This is a genomic window from Rhodomicrobium lacus, assembly GCF_003992725.1.
GTDB classification, from domain to species: domain Bacteria; phylum Pseudomonadota; class Alphaproteobacteria; order Rhizobiales; family Rhodomicrobiaceae; genus Rhodomicrobium; species Rhodomicrobium lacus.
Genome location: NZ_RZNF01000004.1, coordinates 68820 through 87938 on the forward strand (window position 1 = coordinate 68820; position 19119 = coordinate 87938).

General features: G+C 63.6%; 12 protein-coding genes. 7 read left to right on the forward strand and 5 right to left on the reverse strand.

Annotated features, from left to right (window positions below; genetic code table 11):
• The first annotated feature begins 8 nt into the window (after positions 1-8).
• The 4 genes from anfG (at position 9) to EK416_RS06670 (ending at position 3271) form a co-directional block, all read left to right on the forward strand.
• Positions 9-365, forward strand: coding sequence for a Fe-only nitrogenase subunit delta (anfG, locus tag EK416_RS06655; protein WP_245433967.1), 357 nt, complete (start codon positions 9-11; stop codon positions 363-365).
• A gap of 17 nt (positions 366-382) precedes the next feature.
• On the forward strand, positions 383-1771 hold the full coding sequence (anfK, locus tag EK416_RS06660) for a Fe-only nitrogenase subunit beta (RefSeq protein ID WP_127076731.1): 1389 nt from the start codon (positions 383-385) through the stop codon (positions 1769-1771).
• Between the two features lie 130 nt (positions 1772-1901).
• Positions 1902-2663, forward strand: coding sequence for a Fe-only nitrogenase accessory protein AnfO (gene anfO / locus EK416_RS06665; RefSeq protein ID WP_127076732.1), 762 nt, complete (start codon positions 1902-1904; stop codon positions 2661-2663).
• A gap of 14 nt (positions 2664-2677) precedes the next feature.
• Positions 2678-3271, forward strand: coding sequence for a gamma-glutamylcyclotransferase family protein (locus tag EK416_RS06670; RefSeq protein ID WP_127076733.1), 594 nt, complete (start codon positions 2678-2680; stop codon positions 3269-3271).
• A 188-nt stretch (positions 3272-3459) separates the two neighbouring features.
• On the opposite strand, the gene EK416_RS06675 is transcribed toward EK416_RS06670, so the two are convergent.
• Together EK416_RS06675 and EK416_RS06680 are read right to left on the reverse strand one after the other, a co-directional pair.
• Positions 3460-4002 (reverse strand): LabA-like NYN domain-containing protein, encoded by a 543-nt coding sequence (locus EK416_RS06675; protein ID WP_127076734.1) that lies wholly within the window; start codon positions 4000-4002, stop codon positions 3460-3462.
• Between the two features lie 154 nt (positions 4003-4156).
• Positions 4157-4714: a hypothetical protein gene (locus EK416_RS06680; RefSeq protein WP_127076735.1), complete on the reverse strand. Its 558-nt coding sequence runs from the start codon at positions 4712-4714 to the stop codon at positions 4157-4159.
• Between the two features lie 455 nt (positions 4715-5169).
• Here EK416_RS06680 and EK416_RS06685 point away from each other — a divergent pair, with 455 nt between their 5' ends.
• Positions 5170-5904, forward strand: coding sequence for a response regulator (locus EK416_RS06685; protein WP_127076736.1), 735 nt, complete (start codon positions 5170-5172; stop codon positions 5902-5904).
• Between the two features lie 4 nt (positions 5905-5908).
• Positions 5909-7402 carry an ATP-binding protein gene (locus EK416_RS06690; RefSeq protein WP_127076737.1) on the forward strand — a complete coding sequence of 498 codons (1494 nt, stop codon included), beginning with the start codon at positions 5909-5911 and terminating at the stop codon, positions 7400-7402.
• 128 nt (positions 7403-7530) lie between these two features.
• On the opposite strand, the gene parC is transcribed toward EK416_RS06690, so the two are convergent.
• From parC to lexA, 3 genes are all read right to left on the reverse strand, one after another.
• Positions 7531-9783 carry a DNA topoisomerase IV subunit A gene (parC, locus tag EK416_RS06695; RefSeq protein WP_127076738.1) on the reverse strand — a complete coding sequence of 751 codons (2253 nt, stop codon included), beginning with the start codon at positions 9781-9783 and terminating at the stop codon, positions 7531-7533.
• 155 nt (positions 9784-9938) lie between these two features.
• Positions 9939-11792 carry a PHA/PHB synthase family protein gene (locus tag EK416_RS06700; RefSeq protein WP_127076739.1) on the reverse strand — a complete coding sequence of 618 codons (1854 nt, stop codon included), beginning with the start codon at positions 11790-11792 and terminating at the stop codon, positions 9939-9941.
• A gap of 228 nt (positions 11793-12020) precedes the next feature.
• Positions 12021-12737: a transcriptional repressor LexA gene (gene lexA, locus EK416_RS06705; RefSeq protein WP_127076740.1), complete on the reverse strand. Its 717-nt coding sequence runs from the start codon at positions 12735-12737 to the stop codon at positions 12021-12023.
• Between the two features lie 339 nt (positions 12738-13076).
• Between lexA and EK416_RS06710 the strand changes: the two genes are divergently transcribed.
• Positions 13077-19073 carry a DUF3320 domain-containing protein gene (locus EK416_RS06710; protein WP_127076741.1) on the forward strand — a complete coding sequence of 1999 codons (5997 nt, stop codon included), beginning with the start codon at positions 13077-13079 and terminating at the stop codon, positions 19071-19073.
• The last annotated feature ends 46 nt before the right edge of the window (positions 19074-19119 follow it).

Here is a 19119-nt window from a genome sequence, read left to right on the forward strand (position 1 = left end):
GAGAGACGATGACTATGGACGATCTGACAAAAGACCGCATGGAGCAACTTCTCAACTACATCATGAAGAAGTGCCTCTGGCAGTTCAACTCCCGCGCATGGGACCGCCGCAAGCAGAACGCCGGTATTCTCGGTCAAACCGCACAGATTCTGTGCGGCGAGACGCCGGTGCACGAGACCGCCAACGACAAATGCTACTGGGTGGATGCCGTGCTGCTGGCCCGCGAATATCGCGCCCGCTTCCCGTGGATCAACGAGCTGTCGCACGACGAAATCAAGGCTCTCATCAAGGTTTTGCACGAGCGCCTGGACTTCCTCACCATCGATGGCTCGCTCAATACTGAACTCACCGTTCAGCACTACTAGGAAAAGGACCCCAGACAATGACTTGCCATGTAGTGCCCAAGGAACGGGACGGCGTCATCAACCCGATCTTCACCTGCCAGCCGGCGGGCGCGCAGTTCGCGTCCATCGGCGTGAAGGAATGCATCGGGATCGTGCACGGCGGCCAGGGCTGCGTGATGTTCGTGCGCCTGCTGATCTCCCAGCATCTGAAGGAAAGCTTCGAAATCGCCTCGTCGTCGCTCCATGAAGACGGCGCGGTGTTCGGCGCGCTGAACCGCGTCGAGGAAGCCGTCGACGTGCTGCTGTCGCGCTATCCCGATGTCAAGGTGGTGCCGATCATCACCACCTGCTCGACAGAGGTCATCGGCGACGACGTGGACGGCGTCATCACGAAGCTTGAGGAAGGGCTGCTCGCCGAGAAGTTCGCGGGCCGCGAGGTTCATCTGATCGCGATGCATCAGCCGAGCTTCGTCGGCTCCATGATCTCCGGTTACGACCTCGCCGTTCGCGACTTCGTCAAGAAGTTCGCGGAAAAGGACGAGCCGACCGACAAGATCAACCTCATCACGGGCTGGGTGAACCCGGGCGACGTGAAGGAGCTGAAGCATCTCCTCAAGGAAATGGATGTCGAGGCGAACATTCTCTTCGACATCGAAAGCTTCGACTCGCCGCTCCTTCCCTCGAAGGACAACAGGAACCACGGCAACACGACCATCGAAGACCTGCGCGCTACCGCGAACGCGAAGGCAACCTTCGCGCTGAACCGCTATGAAGGCGGCAAGGCGGCCGACTTCCTCAAGAAGAAGCACAAGGTTCCGGCCATCATCGGCCCGACGCCGATCGGCATCCGCAACACGGACACCTTCCTGAAGAAGCTGTCCGACGTGACCGGCAAGCCGATCCCGCAGAAGCTCGTGCACGAACGCGGCGTTGCGATGGACGCGATCGCGGACGTGAGCCACATGTTCCTCGCGGAAAAGCGGGTCGCGATCTACGGCGCGCCGGATCTCGTGATCAGCCTCGCCGAGTTCTGCCTCGATCTCGAAATGCGCCCGAAGCTCCTACTGCTCGGCGACGACAACTCCAAATACGCCGAAGATCCGCGCATCAAGGCGCTTCAGGAGAACGTCGATCACGAGATGGAAATCGTGTTGAACGCCGACTTCTGGGAGCTTGAGGACCGCATCAAGAACAAGGGCCTCGAACTCGACCTCATCCTCGGTCACTCGAAGGGCCGCTTCATCTCCATCGACTACAACATCCCGATGTTGCGCGTCGGCTTCCCGACCTACGACCGCGCCGGCCTCTATCGCTATCCGGTTGTCGGTTACAACGGCGCGGCATGGCTTGCCGAGCAGATGGCCAACACGCTGTTCCAGGACATGGAGAACAAGAAGAACAAGGAGTGGGTGCTGAACGTCTGGTAGCGCCGGGTTCCTCACCCCCCGTTTCGTCTCCTTCCGAGGCGGGGGGCTCCAATGCCGCCGGGCTCCTGGCAGTGTCCGGCGGCGTTCTTCCGCCTTTCAATGAAGACAGCCGCAGCGAGCGAGGGGCCCCATGAAGATTGCAGCCTATGTCAACGACGACGGCGAACTGACGAGCCTTTACAAAAAGGGCCGGTTCCGGCTCTACGATGGCGAAGCGAAGACATGGCGTCCCATCGGCGACATTTCCTTCGAGATGAGCGCGGACGCCTCGCTGCCCAATGTGCGCGCGACCATCGAAACCGCTGCCACATCGCTCGGCGAATGCAAAATCATCCTTTCGAGCGAAGCGCGGGGCTTTTTCTATTCCTATTTCGCCGAGCTTGGCGTTTCGAGCTGGAAATCGAATGCGCCCGTGCTCGACGCACTGCCGACAGTCGAGAAGGGGGAGCGCGAGAAGGCCGAAGCCGCTGCCGCCGCTGGCTGTGAAAGCGCGCACGAAGGATGCAGTTCCGGCGGGTGCGGCTCGAAAGGGCGCAAGAAGCTGGTCCAGTTGCAACCCGTGAGCGCCGCCGAGCCCCTTATCCCCGCCGAAGACCTCGGTAACGGGCATTATCGCTTCGACCTCGCCAACGAACTGAAGAAAAACCCGCTTCTCAACTCGCGTCAGGCACTGATCCCGATTCTGTCGCAAACGCCTTTCGAAACGCTCGAAATCATCTGCGATCACATCCCGCGCTGGTTCATGCAGCGCGTCGCGGAACTCGACCTCGACGCCGCGATCGTCACGCTCGAAGCGCCCGCACACGGCGTCAAAGCCACGGTCTCGCGAAAGCCCGGCTGCGAGACTTCGCTTCGCCGGGCGCCCGTCAGCCTATCCGGCGGATGCGCGTAAAGGAGAGCCACCGCATGAAATCGATAACCCTTCTTTCGGCACGGCCCTCATCCTCCAAGCCGGCAAAGCCTTCTGCGCGAAGTACGCCCGTGCTCGCCTTCATCTACGGCGCGGCCATGAACCCCGCATGGCTCGCCGAACGGGGCATCCGCGCGGAGCCCGTCGCAATCGCGCGCCTGCCCGATCAGCGGCTTTCGTTCCACGGCTATAATCAGATGTGGGACGGAGCCGAAGAAGCCACGCTGCCCGCGCATGGAAAGGATGTCTGGGGCGTTGTCTACAAGGTGGCGGGGCTCGATGTCGACCGGCTCGACGCCGCTCAGGGCGTTCGCCTCAACGGCACCGGCACCTACTTCCACTATCCCGTCGAGGTCGTCGGCGCGGAGGGCACGGTTTATACCGCCGTCATGTACCGCAAGGCGGCGCTTCGCGACGAGCGACCGCCAAGCGCCGAATATCTCGCCTATATCGTGCAAGGCGCAAAGGCGCGCGACCTGCCCGCCGATTATATCGACGCGATGAGCGCCATTGCTTCGGTGCCGGCCGCCTACCCCGTGCCGCTCAAGGCAAATTCCACCCCCCAGGCCGCCGAATCGGAGTGCTGCTGAAAGGCGGCTCGTGGTCCGATCCGACATTTGCATCCGTTTGCAGCACGCTTGCGAGCAAATGTCGGAATCGAAAGGACCACTAGCAACATCATGATTCTAGTGGAGTTTTTGAATTTGACATTTGAGCGAGAGCTCGCAGCCACCGGGACTCAAATGTCAAATTCGCTCCACTAAGGCGGCAGAATGAGCTATGCAGCGGACGCGGGCGTGCGGCCAATCAGAGGAGCGAGTTCCGCGAGGTCGACGAACTGATCGGCCTGGCGGCGAAGGTCGTCGGCGGCGATGGGTGGCTGCGTGCGGATCGTGGACACGACCGTGACACGCCGCCCCTTCCGCTGCAAGGCCGACACCAGACCGCAGAAATCGCCGAGCCCCGAGAACAGCACCAAATGATCGAGCGACGGCGCGAGAGTCAACGCGTCGACCGCCAGTTCGATGTCCATGCCGCTCTTGATCTTCCGCCTGCCGCTCGCGTCCACGTAGTCCTTTACCGGCTTCGTGATCACGGTGTAGCCGTTATACTGAAGCCAATCCGCGACGCCCCGCAGCGGCGAGGTGGCAAAGTCCTCTGCGATAGGCAGGTAGTAGTTCACGCGAACGAGTTGGCCTGAGCCACGGAACACCTGCAGCAGCGCGGCGTAATCGATCATGAAACCGAGCGTTCTTGCGGCGGCAAAAAGATTTGGCCCGTCGAGAAATAACCCGAGGCGTTCGTTCCGGTAGAATTGCATCGTCGAAAAAGGTCCTTATCCAGATAGGAGAGCCGTGAGGGAGAGAAGGCGCCGCGGCCTTCGCTCCGGAGCGGGATCGAGAAAAACGCTCCCCCTTATTATTCAAAACGCCTCTTCGGCCCTCGAACGTAACCATTCGCGGACCGAGCAGACCTCACGAGCGATGCTCAGGCGGCCGAGACGGCGGAAAGCGAAGGCGGGCTTCCGCGTCTGCAAGCTTGGCGAGTTGTTCCGGCGCGAGCTTCGAGCGAAGAGCCTCGACGGATTTGACGAGCGCCTCGGCAGCCTTTGCGCGCTGGGTTGCGGAGTCGGCGAGCCGCAGCGCGGACTCGAACGGCTTCGCCTTTTCGGGCGCGTCACCTGGAACGGGAGGCTTTGGCGGCCGCGGCGGCTGGGCGACGGCGAGGAACGCGTCGGTGAAATCGCGCCAGGCGTCGATCTGGTTCGCGCGGATGCCGATCTCGGTTTCGAGCGTGGAAAGCTCCTGCGCGAGCGAGGGCCGGGGTGGATGGCGGAAGCCGTCATGCGAGAAGGGAGGGCCGTCGCCCCGAGGTGCGCCCGGACCGCCTGCTTCGCCCGGCAACGGAGGCTGAGCCGCGAATGCAACGTGCGGGAGCGGCGGGCGATCGGGTGTCTGCGCGGACGCCGAAGATGCGATGCAGGGGAGCAGAAACGCTGCAACGAGAGCGCCCCGCGATAATGAGCAAATCATCGAATATACTCCTTGTTCGACCGGGGGAGCTTACGGTTTGCGAGGCCGATTTCGATGATCGCGAGGCGACGAAGTGTAACGCTCTGTTACACGACGCCCAAACCTGCGAAATTCGCGACACTGTTTAAAATCCGGTCTCTCGAGAACAAAGGCGGTGTTCGATGTCACAACCGGGGAAGTGCACATATTTGCAGCGTCATAGAAAGAGGATATCCGTGTGCGGCGGTGTTCGCGCTTAGTATCGCGACGCGCGAACGACGAGGGTGTCTGAAACAGAGACCAAATCGCAATGCCCCCGCCGCGCCGAAAGGGCATGCAAGAGCATCCCTACAATCCGCTGCCTGTTCGTTCCCGTATCGCGACGGCGACGCATGTAACGCTCGGTTACACGCGGAGGGTGGCGGCGTGAGCTCTGCCTCTCTATGATGCGGATGTCCGGTAAACGGGAGTTTTCCTTGGCTTCGACACATCATATTCTTGTCGTGGACGACGACAGGCGCATCAGAACCAGCCTCAAACGCTTTCTCACCGACAATGGCATACGAGTAACCGAAGCCGCCGATGGCGTCGCCATGTTCGCGGCCGTCGAGGCCGGGCGTTTCGATCTGATCGTGCTCGACGTGATGATGCCGGGCGAAGACGGCCTTTCGCTCTGCCGACGACTTCGTGCAACGAGCCGCATCCCGGTCGTTCTGCTCACCGCCATGTCGAGTGAGACGGATCGCATCATCGGCCTCGAAATCGGCGCGGACGATTATGTCTGCAAGCCGTTCAGCCCCCGCGAGCTTCTCGCCCGCATTCGCGCCGTGCTGAGACGAACCGGCGACGCCACGCCTGAAACGAGGATCGCGGGCATCACCTATGTCTTCGAGAACTGGCGGCTCGACGTGGTGCGCCGCACACTGCACAATCCGGGCGGCGCGCTCGTGGACCTGACCGCAGGCGAGCACGATCTGTTGCTGGCCTTCCTCGAACGACCCCAGCACGTTCTCAGCCGTGACCAGCTTCTCGATCTCGCGCGCGGCCGCGCCGCTTCGCCCTTCGACCGCAGCATCGACGTGCAGGTGTCGAGGCTGCGCCGCAAGATCGAGGCCGACCCGCAGACACCCGAACTCATCAAGACGGTGCGGAGCGGCGGATATATCTTCTGCGCGCCGGTTTCGGTCGAAGACACAAGGCAGTCGGCGTGACGGGATGAGACTGCCGAGCATCCGCCCGCGTTTAAGCCTCGGCACGCGCATCGCCGTCACGACGCTGATCGCGCTTCTTGCGGTGCAGGCGCTGAACTCGGCCGTGTTCTTCCTGATGCCGCACCCGCCGGCAACGGTCTACAGCGCGCGCTGGCTCATCGCCGAGGTCGCGGAAACAACGCGTTCGATCCTCACCGCCCAGGAAGCGGAACGCGAAACCGCCGCAAGAGAAGCCGCCACGCGGACCGGCCTCGATATCCGGTGGCATCCGCGCGGATTTGCGCCGCCAGTTCCTGCGCTCGACCGTCCGCCTACAGGACGCCGCTCGTTCCATGAAAGGATTCGCGCAACCCTTGCCAGCGAGCTTGAAGGGTTCGGAACGCGGGTCATCATCTCCAGCCGAGGCGGCCCGTCGTTTCCGAGAGCGGAGGCGGGCGAAATGCGCTTCGTGCCGCCGGAATTCATGAAGTCGATCCGGACCGGCCCGCTCGAACCTCAGGAGGGCGATTTCCCGCTGTTCGGCGATTTTGAAGTCGTCATCCAGGGAAGCGACGGCGACACGCTCACCGTCGGGCCGGATCGGCCGCCGCGTTTCGCGCCCTTCTTCGATCCGAGGGTGGCGAGCATTCTGGGCGCCATCCTCCTTGTGGTGATCCTGTCGGCGATAACGTCGCACCGTGTCCTCGTGCCGCTCGGCCGTCTCGCGGATGCCGCCCGCACTCTCGGCCGAACGCGCGATCCGGTTCCCATCGACACAACGGGGTTGAACGAGTTCACGGTGGTCGCCGAAGCGATGAACGACATGCAGGAGCGCATCAAGCGATTCATCGACGAGCGCACCCACATGCTCGCGGCTATCTCGCATGACCTGCGATCCTCGCTGACGGGCCTGCGCCTTGACGCCGAGCGCTTGCCAGAGGGCGACACGAAGGCCGATCTCATCGCCGCCATGGAAGAGATGGAGCGGATGATTTCCGCGACGCTCACCTTCGCGGGCGACGACCTCAAGGGCGAGCGCCCCGAACGCGTGGACCTCGCCGCGGTACTCATAAGCCTGTGCGATACCTTTTCTGACCGTGGCCGCCTCGCCGAGTACGAGGGACCGGACCATGCCTTTCTCGTCTGTCAGCCAACCGCGATGAAGCGCGTCTTCGCGAACCTGATCGACAATGCCGTGAAATACGGAAGCCGCGCCGAGGTCAGCGTGACCACGGGCGATGACGGCGTCACGGTGATCGTCGCCGATCGAGGGCCGGGAATCCCGCCCGGGAAAATTGAAATCGCGTTTCAGCCGTTCCGCCGCCTCGAAGATTCCCGCTCACCCGAAACCGGCGGCGTCGGCCTTGGCCTCGCCATCGCGCGGGACATCGTGCGAGCCCATGGCGGCGAAATCGCGCTTGCGAACAAGCTCGAAGGCGGCCTCAGGGCGCGGGTATGGCTTCCCCGGGGGAGCGCCCCCCTGAGCGCGTCCGCAAAATGTGAAGCGGCTTCCCGATAGGACGCACGACAGAAAGACGGCGTCCCAAACTCACAGCATCGTGCCGCATCCGATGCAGGGCCGCTTCCCGCCAGCCTCTCTGAAGCAGCGCGGCGCGCTGCGGCGCCATGCCGGACCTCGATGCCGGGTCAGGTGGTTTCAAATCCCTTCAGTCCGAAGCGGCCAGACTTCGGCCAACCCTTTGGCACGGGTGAGCCCGCCCCTGCGCGGGCGCCCCGGAACTCATCCAGTTCGGTCACGACGCGGACGCGGCCCGCCGTATCGCCGAGCTTCAGGCCCGTTTCGCCACCGAACACCTGCACATCCGCGACACCGCCATCCTTGTATTTCTGAAGGCGAACGCCGCGACCGCGCGTCAGTTCATTCAACTCGGCCAGCGGGAAAACGAGCAAGCGGCGGTTTTCTCCCACGACGGCCAGCGTATCCCCCTCCGCCGGACGGCACAGCGCGGCGCGCTCGCCATCGCCGAGGTTCAGCACCTGCTTGCCCTTTCGCGTCTGCGCGACAACCTCATCCTCAGCCACAACGAAGCCGTTGCCGACGCTCGATGCCACAACGAGCTTGCGGCCCGCCTTGTGCACGAAGGCTTCAAGCAGATCGTCCGCCTCGTCGAGGTCGATCATGAGGCGCACGGGCTCGCCCTGCCCGCGCCCGCCCGGAAGCTGGCTCGCTTCGAGCGTGTAGAATTTACCGTTGGTGGCGAAGAGCACGATCTTGTCGGTCGTCTGCGCCTTGATCGCGACCTTCAGCGCGTCGTCGGTCTTGAAAGTGAGCTTGGCGAGATCGGCGTCGTGGCCCTTCAGCGCGCGTATCCAGCCCTTCTCGGACAGCACGACCGTCACCGGCTCCCTTTCGATCAGCGCTTCCTCGGCCGAAAGGTCGATGTCGGGAAGAGCCGCGGTGCCGGTCTTGCGGCGCCCGAGAGGCGTCGCCTTGCCGAACTGCTTCTTGATGTCCTTGATCTCGGCGGAAATCCTGTCCCACTGCTTTTCATCGGACCCGAGAAGATCGACAAGTCCTTCGCGCTCCTTTGTCAACGCGTCGTTCTCGGTGCGGATTTCCATCTCCTCAAGCTTTCGCAAGGATCTCAGCCGCATATTGAGGATCGCTTCGGCCTGCACGTCCGTCAGAGCGAAACGCGCGATCAACGCCGGCTTCGGCTCGTCCTCGTTGCGGATGATGCGGATCACCTCGTCGAGGTTCAGATAGGCGATGAGCAGGCCGCCCAGCACCTCAAGCCGGTGATCGATCTGCTTGAGGCGATGCTCGGAACGACGGCGCAGCACGACGCGACGGTGGTCGAGCCACTCCTGCAACACCTGCGTCAGGCCCAGCACCTGCGGCACCTGCCCCTTCGACAGCACCGTCATGTTGAGCGGAATGCGCGCCTCAAGCTCGGTCTGGCGGAAAAGTTGCTCCATGAGCAGCGCCGCGTCCACGTTTCGCGATTTCGGCTCGATGACGATGCGGATGTCCTCCGCGCTTTCGTCGTCGATGTCGCCGAGCAGCGGCAGCTTTTTCGCTTGCAGAAGGTCGGCCATCTTCTCGATGAGCCGCGACTTCTGAACGCCGTAGGGAATTTCCGTGACGACGATCTGATAGCCGCCGCGACCGGTGTCTTCGGTGTGCCAGCGCGCGCGCAGCCTGAACGAGCCGCGCCCGGTGCGGTAGGCTTCCACGAGCCCCGCCGTGTCATCGACGAGCACGCCGCCGGTCGGAAAGTCCGGCCCCGGCAGGAAGGTCAGCAGCGTCTCGACGCTCGCCTTCGGGTGCTTGATGAGATAGAGCGCCGCGTCGCAGACCTCTTCCGCATTATGCGGGGGGATCGACGTCGCCATGCCGACCGCGATGCCCGACGAGCCGTTGGCCAGAAGGTTCGGGAACGCGGCGGGAAGTACCACCGGCTCTTCTTCCTCGCCGTCGTAGGTTTCGCGGAAATCGACGGTGTCCTCGTCGATGCCGTCGAGCAGCGCCGCAGCGATCGCCGTCATGCGCGCTTCGGTGTAGCGCATCGCCGCCGCGTTATCGCCGTCGATATTGCCGAAATTGCCTTGCCCGTCGACGAGCGGGTAACGCTGGGAGAAGCTTTGCGCGAGACGCACCAGCGCGTCGTAGACCGACTGGTCGCCATGCGGGTGATATTTACCGATCACGTCGCCGACGACGCGCGCGCATTTCTTGAAGCCGCCCGCCGGATCGAGCTTCAACTGCCGCATCGCGAACAAGAGGCGGCGATGCACGGGCTTCAGCCCGTCGCGCACGTCGGGCAGCGCGCGATGCATGATGGTGGAGAGCGCGTAGGCGAGGTAGCGCTCTTCGAGCGCGTCCTTCAGCCGGATCGGCTCGATGGGTGGGTTCGCGAGAATCGTTTCGTCGGCCATGCGTCAGAGGTAGCGGGTTCGCGATGGCGGCTCAAGGGCGGAGGGCGCAGTTCCCGACGGGCTTACAATTCCAAAGGCCCATCGGCACCTGAACCGCCGATCCCCGCGCGTCGACCGGCAGGAGGCTTCGACGTGAGAAGTTGATACGCGGCTGGCTACGACACCGCGCGGACGTAGGAGCCGGGTGCGTCCTCGATGGGCGCGTAACCATTGCCGCCGGGTTCGCGCGGCGGAACCTTGTCGCCCGAAAGCGAGCCGAGCCACTTCGCGTAGTCCGGCCACCAGGAACCCGGATATTCCCTTGCCCGCGCCACGAAGGCGTCGACAGTGGGGATCGTCTTCGGATCGCCGTCCTCAAGGATCCAGTGCTGATATTTGGCCCGGCTTACAGGATTGACGACGCCCGCGATATGCCCGGATCCGGCCAGCACGAAGCGCACCGGTCCGCCGAACAGCTTCGAGCCGACGAGCACCGACTGCGCGGGCGCGATGTGATCCTCGCGCGTGGCGAGTTCGTAGATCGGGATCGTCACGCGGGAGAGGTCGAGCGGCACGCCGCCGAGCGACAGAAGCCCGCGTGCAAGCTTGTTGTCGCGATAGAATTCGCGCAGGTAGAAGCTGTGGTTCGCTGGCGGCATGCGCGTCGAATCCGCATTCCAGTACAGGAGATCGAACGGGAACGGCTGCTTGCCGAGCAGGTAATTGTTGACGATGTAAGGCCAGATCAGATCGCGCGGGCGCAGCATGTTGAACACGGCCGACATGCGCGCGCCATCGAGGAAACCGCGCTCCGCCATCACCTCGTCGAGCGCCTTCAACTGCTCGTCGTCGATGAAGACGAGAAGATCGCCGGCGTTGGTGAAATCGGTCTGCGCGGCGAGGAACGTGGCCGACGCAATACGGTCGTCGCCCGTCCCGGCCATGTAGGCGAGCGTGCTCGCGAGCAGCGTGCCGCCGACGCAATAGCCGACGGCATTGGTGCGCGGCTCGCCCGTGATGCGAAGCACGGCGTCGGTCGCGTCGAGCACGCCCTCACGCATGTAATCCTCGAACGATTTCGAGGCGAGGTTGGCGTCCGGATTCACCCAGGAGACCACAAAAACCGTGAAGCCCTGATCGACGACCCATTTGATGAACGACTTCGGCGGTGTCAGGTCGAGGATGTAATATTTGTTGATCCATGGCGGCACGATCATCAGCGGCACGCGATACACGCTCTCCGTCGACGGCGTGTACTGGATGAGCTGCATGATGTCGTTCTGATAGACCACCTTTCCGGGGGTGACGGCGAGATTCTTGCCGACCTCGAAAGCCGACATGTCGGTCTGGCGGATGCGAAGCAGTTCGCCCGACTGGTTCAGATCTTCCACAAGGTGCTGCATTCCCTCCGCAAGGTTCTGACCGCCGGTCGAGACGGTGGTGCGGATCACCTCGGGATTGGTGAAGGGGAAATTGGACGGCGAAAGCGCGGTCACGATTTGGTTCAGATAGAACTCGGCACGCTTCCTTGCGTGTCTGTCGACCGTCTCGGCGTTCTCGACGAGATCGCCCGCCCATTTGCCGGTCAGAAGATAGGCCTGCTTCAGGAAATCGAAGAACGCGTTCTCCGACCACTCCTTGTCCTTGAAGCGCGGATCGCTGGCGGCCGGCTCGATCAGCGGCTGGACCTCCTCGCCGAGAAAACGCTGATAGGTCCGGCCCCAAAGGTCGATGAGATCCTGATTGAGCTTCGCCTGAGCGGCTGCCAGCTTCTGCGGGTCGCTCATCCAGTATTGCGCGATCGGCGCGAAAATCTTGCCGATGTCCGCCATTCCGCCCGCAACCGTGAAAGCGCCCGACCGCTTGTCCCGGTCCTCGTAGATTTTCGCGACGGCCTGCCCGCTAGCCTCAAAGGCGCGAAGAAGGTTCGTCGCGAATTGCTCCGGAGACTGAAGGCCCGGCAAAGGTCTGGATGGCGCCGGAGCGCTCGCGGCTTCTCGCTTGTCGCCTTTTTGACGCTTGTCTGACATCCGTGCGTAGCTCTCCCAAACCGCAAAGTTATTCTTGCGTCCTTTTGCGCTCGTTGAATCGAGCATGGACTAATAATATAACATTCTGGCGTCGTTTGGTGAGGGGCTGAAAGCTTTTCTTCGCCCGCTGCGCTTGTCCTCCGACTAAGTGTTTACTATAGCGCTTCGCTGGCGGCTGTCCCGCCCTCGCGATAAGCGCATATCAGCCATGACTCGTCAGGTTCGATCTTAATATCGCCGCAGGAGCGCGACGAGCTTGCCCTGGATCTTCACACGGTCAGGACCGAAAATACGCGTCTCGTAGGCCGGGTTTGCGGGTTCGAGGGCGATCGATTGCCCGCGCTTGCGAAGCCGTTTCAGGGTCGCCTCCTCGTCGTCGATGAGCGCGACCACGATATCCCCGCTTTCCGCGGCGGCCGTCTTTTTCAGCACGACCGTATCGCCTTCCTGAATTCCGGCTTCGACCATGGAGTCGCCGCGCACTTCGAGCGCGAAGTGATCGCCCGTGGAAAGATATTCCGGCGGCATGACGAGGACGTGGCTGTGGTCCTCGATGGCCGAGCGCGGCACGCCCGCCGCGATACGTCCCATCACAGGAACCGATATGCCGCCGTCTTCCCGGTCGCGGATGAAAGGAGACTGCGGTGCGTCCTCGAAAGATGACCGGCGTCCTTCGATGACGGTCGGCATGAAGCCCCGCCGGCGGTCGGCCTCGAAACCCGCGCGCGCGCGCTCCGGCATCTTCATCACTTCCAGGGCGCGGGCGCGATGGGGAAGCCTGCGGATGAAGCCGCGCTCTTCCAGCGCCATGATCAGGCGATGAATGCCGGACTTGGACTTGAGATGCAGCGCCTCCTTCATTTCATCGAACGACGGCGGCACGCCGGTCGCTTCGATACGCTCATTGATGTAGAGGAGGAGTTGCTTTTGCTTCGGTGTCAGCATGGGCGGCCCGGTTGTGGCGAAGGACTGTACAAACCAAGAACACCATTAAGCGTTCTCATTAAGTTCCGCAAGGAAAAAGGGCACTTTTGGATCAGCCCTGCACAGGAGGAATCTCTAGCGACAGGAGATTTCCCAATGGCTAATTTATTCCCGGTCCCGCCGCCGTTCGACTTGTCGGACCGGTTTCCCCTTCCGGCCTGCCCGATTTCAGGCCGCATTTCTGCGTTGTTCAAACGCACTCGCCCCCACAGTCATCATATTGTGACGCACAAGAGAATCCAGCTTGCGAAGTCAGTAAGCAGAGAGTATCCGTGACAAGCGCAATTAGGTATATTTTTTATGACGATTACCAACGATCCGATCAACGATTCTGATCTTCAGGCGCCTTCGGTGAAGCTTCGGGCGAACGTGGCGCCGCGCATTAATCTGGCCTTTCAGGTCAATTCAATTCCGGCCATCGGCGAAATCGAGATCGCCAACGGAACAGAGCGCGACTTCTCGGATGTCCTGATTTCCATTTCGTCGGAACCTCCTTTTCTCAAGCCGACGACCTTCCGGCTGGATCGTCTCAACGCGGGAGGCGTCCGCTCGATCAGCCCGGTCGAGGCCGATCTCGACCCCGCTTTCCTCAACCGGCTGACCGAAGCCGCGGACGGCGAAATCCACATCTCGGCGACAGCGGGCGAGGAATCGCTGGCGACCGCGACGATCCCGTGCCGGGCGCTCGCGCCGAACGAATGGACCGGGCTTTCCACGCCGCCGGAACTCGTGGCCGCTTTCGTCCGCCCGAACGACCCGGCCGTCGAGGTGATTTTGCGCAACGCCGCCGAGAAACTTCGTCTGCATGGCAGGAACTCGGCGCTCGACGGCTATTCGGGCAACCGGAAAGGACGTTCGTGGGAGGTCGCCGAGGCGATCTGGGCTGCGCTCGTCGACGCGAAGATCGTTTACGCGTTCCCGCCCGCGAGTTTCGAGCAGGACGGGCAGAAGATCCGCCTGCCCGGCGCGATCCTTGAACGCAAGCTCGGGACATGTCTCGATCTCACGCTGCTTTACGCGGCCTGCCTGGAACAGGCCGGGCTCAATCCGCTCGTAGGCTTTTCGACGGGCCACGCCTATTGCGGTCTCTGGCTCACCCAGGAGGCTTTTTCCTCCTGTGTCGTCGACGAAGCCGAGACCGTTCGCAAACGCCTGCAACTGCAGGAAATGATCCTGATCGAGACAACGCTTCTCACGAACCATCCACCGCTGAAATTCCGGGCCGCGGTCGACAAGGCCGCGAGCTACGCGAACGAGGACGAACCGCGCCGCTTCGAACTGGTCGTCGACATCGCGCAGGCGCGCCAACGCCGAATCCGCCCGCTCGGCGTCGAGCATGACGGTGCGCAGGATGCTCTGCCCGTGACAGCGGAGGCCGGCGGATCGGTTGGGCTCGACGAACCGCCAACCTTCGTGGAGGAAGCCGTCAGGGCCGCCGAGCCGGAACAGCCGCTCGATCGGGTGGAACAATGGAAGCGGAAGCTGCTCGACCTCTCGCTTCGCAACAGGCTCCTGAATTTCAAGAGCGGGAAAAGCGCCGTCGATCTCTCCTGCCCTGACGCGGGCGCGCTGGAAGACCGGCTCGCGAGCGGCAAGGAGATAAAAATCCTCGCCAGAGCCGACGTCATGAGCGGCGACGATCCGCGCGACGCCGAAGTTTACCAGTTGAGGGCTGGCGAAGACGCAGCGAGACAGCACGCGCTCGAAGCGCTCGGGCGGGGCGACGTGCTCACCGCGCTTTCCGACGACGACCTTCAGGACCGGCTGACCGAAATCCATCATGCCGCGCGAAGCTCGCTCGAAGAAAGCGGCGCGAACAGCCTGCATCTTGCCATGGGCTTTCTGTCGTGGTCGCCTGCGGGGAAGGACCAGCGTTGTCGCGCGCCGCTGCTTCTCGTGCCGGTCCGGCTGGAGCGCCGCACCATTCGCTCGGGCTTCCGGCTCGTGCGCCATGACGACGACGCCCGCATCAATCCGACGTTGTTGCAAATGCTTCGGCAGGATTTCGGCCTCGAAATGCCGGAGTTTGAGCGCGATCTGCCGCAGGATGCGTCGGGCCTCGACGTGGCGCAGATCTGGCGCATCGCGCGGCTGCACATCAAGGACATGAAGGGGTTCGAGTTGACCGAGGAGGTCACGCTTTCGAACTTCTCTTTCGCCAAATATTTGATGTGGAAGGATCTTGTCGACCGCGCGGAGCTTCTGAAACGGAACCCCGTGGTTCGCCATCTCATCGATACGCCGAAAGACACCTATGGCGATCCCCGAGACATGCCGGAGGAACGCGCGCTCGACCGCGAGATCCACCCGAAAGACCTGTTCATGCCGCTGCTGGCGGACTCGTCGCAGACAGCCGCTGTCGTCGCCGCGTCGCGCGAGAAGGATTTCGTGCTGTTCGGCCCGCCCGGCACGGGCAAGAGCCAGACGATTGCGAACATGATCGCGCAGCTTCTCGGCGACGGGCGGTCCGTGCTGTTCGTTTCGCAGAAGACGACGGCGCTTGAGGTCGTTCGCAAGCGACTGAACGACATCGGCCTCGGCTCCTTCTGCCTCGAAGTGCATTCGGCCAAGGCGCAAAAAACCGCCGTCCTCGCTCAGCTCAAGACAGCGTGGGAATCGCGCTCCGCCGATGCCGCGCGCGAATGGGATGCTGCGACGGAGGATTTGAAAGCGCTTCGCGACCGGCTCAACGAGGTCGTCGTCGCGCTGCATCGCCGCCATGGCAACGGCCTGTCGGTGCACCGGGCTCTGGGCCGCGTCATAGCGCAACGGGACTTCGCACCGAAGGTCAAGCTCCCGTTCCCCTCCCCCGATCAGCACGACGAAGCGGAGATGCGCGCCTTGCGCGATCTCTGCCGCAGCCTGCGAACCGCCGTGCAGGCGCTTGGCACGACGCCCGCGGCGCACCCGCTGAAGGAGATCGGCCATGCCGACTGGTCCCCGGTGTGGCGTGGCGAACTGGAAACGGCGTGCGCCGCGTTCCGCAAGGCCGTGGCCGATCTGTCAAACGCGGGCGCGGTGCTCGCGAAGCATTTCGGGACGCACGAAACGGGAGACCCGCATCGCCTCTATGCGATGATCGTCTTTGCCGCGCTCGCCTTCAAACCGGAGGCACGCGACGCCGCCACGCTTGCCGGCAAGGATATGCGCGCGCTCAAACCGGCCTTCGAGGCATGGCGCAGGGACCGTGCCGCCTTCGATGCCGCGCAAGCGCGGCTCGCCAATCGTTACCGCGACGCCGTGTTCAGCCTCGACTTCGGGCGTCTGATGCAGGACTGGCGCGATGCAATCGCGGCCTCCTTCCTGACGCGGAGCGGCCGCAAGAAGCGCGTGTGGGAGGCGCTCGCACCGTTCACCGACGGCGCGCCCCCCGAGGATCTCGGCGCCGAGATCGTCGGGCTGATGGAGGTGAAGGAGGGGCGCGCCAAGGCGATGCGCCATGACGCGACGCTCGGAGCGCTTGGCCCCATCTGGCAGGGGCTCGAAACCGACCCGGCGCGCGTCGAAGCAGCCTTCGCATGGCTCGGCCAAATCTCCGAAGCAGCCGCTTCGCTTGCCACCCCGCAGCGTGACAAGGCGGGGTGGCTCGCCCTTCTCGCCGCGCTGATCCTCGATCGGCCGGACTTCATGCGCGAGGGCGGCCGCTTCGCGACGGACGCGGGGAAGACGCTGACCGCGTACAAGACGTTTCAGGCGGCGCGCAAGGAACTTGTCCGCCTCGCGCATCTCTCTGACGACTATTTCGGTCTGCCGCGCTCCGGCCATTGGCTGCGAGACGCCGCGAGCCTCGCCGAAATCTGGGCAGCGAACGCGCCGAAAAGCCAGCGCTGGTGCGACTGGCTTCGCCATGCCGCCGCCGCGCGCGCTCGCGGCCTTGCGCCGCTGACAGACGCGCTGACAGCCGGCGAGATCGAAGCGTCGGATATCGAAACGGCCTTCGAGGTCGCCTATGCACGCTGGTGGGTCGAACAGACCGTGCATCGCGACGCGCTCCTTCGCGGCTTCGTCTCGGACCAGCATGAGGACGCGATCGCGCGCTTCATCGAACTCGACCATAAGGTTTCGCAGCTTGCACGCCATGTGGTCGCCGCGCGCCTGTCGGGAGCGGTGCCCGCCCGCAACGCCTTCGGACAAGACCCCGAATTCGGCGTCCTTTCGCGGGAGATCGAAAAGCGGGCGCGGCACATGCCGCTTCGCAGCCTGTTCTCGAAGCTGCCGAACGCGCTGACGGCACTTACGCCTTGCGTGATGATGAGCCCGCTTTCCGTCGCGCAATTCCTGCCCGCCGACTCGCAGCCCTTCGATGTCGTGATCTTCGACGAGGCGTCGCAGATCCCGGTGTGGGACGCCATCGGTGCCATCGCGCGCGGCAGGCAGGTGGTCGTCGCGGGCGACCCGAAGCAGCTTCCGCCGACTTCCTTCTTCGACCGCGCGGGCAATGCCACGGAGGATGCGAGCGAGGTCGAAGACCTCGAAAGCATTCTCGACGAGTGTCTTGCCGCGAACATTCCGAGCAAGCGGCTGGCCTGGCATTATCGCAGCCGCCACGAAAGCCTGATCGCGTTCTCGAACCAAAACTATTACGACGGCGCTCTCGTCACCTTCCCGTCTCCCGTGACCGAGGATCGCGCCGTCCGTTTCGAGCATGTGCCGGACGGAATCTACGAACGCGGTTCGGGGCGCGTCAACAGAGAGGAAGCACGCGCCGTCGTGGCAGACGTAGTGCGGCGTCTTTCCGATCCGGCCTTTGCCGCCGGCGGAAGTTCGCTCGGCATCGTGACGTTCAATGGCGAGCAGCAACGGCTGATCGAAAACCTGCTCGACAAGGAGCGCCGCGAGAAGCCGGAACTCGAACGCTTTTTCAGCGAAAACGAATGGCACGAACCCGTGTTCGTGAAGAACCTCGAAAACGTGCAGGGCGACGAGCGCGACGTCATCCTGTTTTCCATCGCCTACGGCCCCGATCAGGCGGGCAAGGTTTCGGTGCAGATCAGCACACTCAACAAGGAAGGCGGCACGCGGCGGCTCAACGTGGCGATAACGCGCGCGCGCTCCGAACTCGTGGTGTTCGCGACGCTCCGGCCGGACCAGATCGACCTGTCGCGCACGAAGGCGACAGGCATCCGCGATTTCAAGCACTTTCTCGAATACGCGGAACGCGGACCGCGCGCGCTTGCCGCTGCCTCGGAGGCTCTTGGCGAGACGGAGTCGCCGTTCGAGGACGCCGTGAAGAAGGCGCTCGAAGCGAAGGGCTGGCAGGTGCATCCGCAGGTCGGCGTCTCGGGCTTCCGCATCGACCTCGGCGTCGTGCATCCCGATGCGCCGGGCCGCTATCTCGCGGGCGTGGAGTGCGATGGCGCGACCTACCATCGCTCTGCGACCGCGCGCGACCGCGACCGGCTCCGCGAGGGCGTGCTTCGCAATCTGGGCTGGCGGATCGTGCGCGTCTGGTCGACCGACTGGTGGGTCGACCCCGACAGCGCGTTCACAAATCTGCACGCGCGACTTTCCGAGCACCTCGAAGCGGACCGGCTGGCCGAGGAGGCCAAGTCGCAGGACGCACCTGCCCCCGTCGATGCGGCCCCCGCACCCGTCGAGGCGGTGCTCGCGCTCATCTCCGAAACGTCGGACGAAGGCGCCCCTTCCCTGCCCGCGCAGGCCGCCTCAGCCGATGAACCCGATTTGGTCGGAGCAAAGGAAGACGCGCCGCCGCAATCCGCGCTTTATGCGGCGCGCGCAGAGGGCGACCAATTGGCGTTCCCCATTGCCGACGGGGGCGGATATCGCGCCGCCGACCTTGCCGCAGCCGGTTTCGCGCCTGATCGCGACGGCTTCTACGAAACGTGGTATCGGCCGACACTTCGGAAAATGGTCGCTCACGTCATAGAGGCCGAAGGCCCCGTTTTCGACGATGTCCTCGTTCGCCGCATCGCGCGCGCCCACGGCTTCGACCGCGCCGCCGGTCGCATCCGCGAAACGGTGCTCGATGTGGTCGAGCGGCGCTTTCCCCGCTCCACGGAAGAGGGGCGCAAGATCTATTGGCCCGAAAATGCCGACAAGACGCAGCTGCCGCGTTTCCGCGCCGGCAGCACCGAGCTGCGCGATCACACGGACATTCCGCTGGCAGAACTTGCAGCCCTCGCGGACCGGTTTCTGGCGGACGGCGCGAAGCCCGAGGAAGCGGCCTTCATGATGGCAAGACACCTTGGAATCGGGCGTCTGCGCGAAGCCGCGCGCGAGCGTTTTCTGGCTGCGGCCCAACACGCCGCGCGCTTCCAGGGCGAACTTTCGGATTGAGGCAAGCGCGGCCTTTCATGGAAGCGGCGCGGCTTATTTCACGCTG

Excerpts from the sequence above, each read along its gene's own strand:
- anfG (WP_245433967.1), top strand. The coding sequence starts at position 9 with ATGACTATGGACGATCTGACAAAAGACCGCATGGAGCAACTTCTCAAC.
- anfK (WP_127076731.1), top strand. The coding sequence starts at position 383 with ATGACTTGCCATGTAGTGCCCAAGGAACGGGACGGCGTCATCAACCCG.
- anfO (WP_127076732.1), top strand. The coding sequence starts at position 1,902 with ATGAAGATTGCAGCCTATGTCAACGACGACGGCGAACTGACGAGCCTT.
- EK416_RS06670 (WP_127076733.1), top strand. The coding sequence starts at position 2,678 with ATGAAATCGATAACCCTTCTTTCGGCACGGCCCTCATCCTCCAAGCCG.
- EK416_RS06675 (WP_127076734.1), bottom strand. The coding sequence starts at position 4,002 with ATGCAATTCTACCGGAACGAACGCCTCGGGTTATTTCTCGACGGGCCA.
- EK416_RS06680 (WP_127076735.1), bottom strand. The coding sequence starts at position 4,714 with ATGATTTGCTCATTATCGCGGGGCGCTCTCGTTGCAGCGTTTCTGCTC.
- EK416_RS06690 (WP_127076737.1), top strand. The coding sequence starts at position 5,909 with ATGAGACTGCCGAGCATCCGCCCGCGTTTAAGCCTCGGCACGCGCATC.
- parC (WP_127076738.1), bottom strand. The coding sequence starts at position 9,783 with ATGGCCGACGAAACGATTCTCGCGAACCCACCCATCGAGCCGATCCGG.
- EK416_RS06700 (WP_127076739.1), bottom strand. The coding sequence starts at position 11,792 with ATGTCAGACAAGCGTCAAAAAGGCGACAAGCGAGAAGCCGCGAGCGCT.
- lexA (WP_127076740.1), bottom strand. The coding sequence starts at position 12,737 with ATGCTGACACCGAAGCAAAAGCAACTCCTCCTCTACATCAATGAGCGT.
- EK416_RS06710 (WP_127076741.1), top strand. The coding sequence starts at position 13,077 with ATGACGATTACCAACGATCCGATCAACGATTCTGATCTTCAGGCGCCT.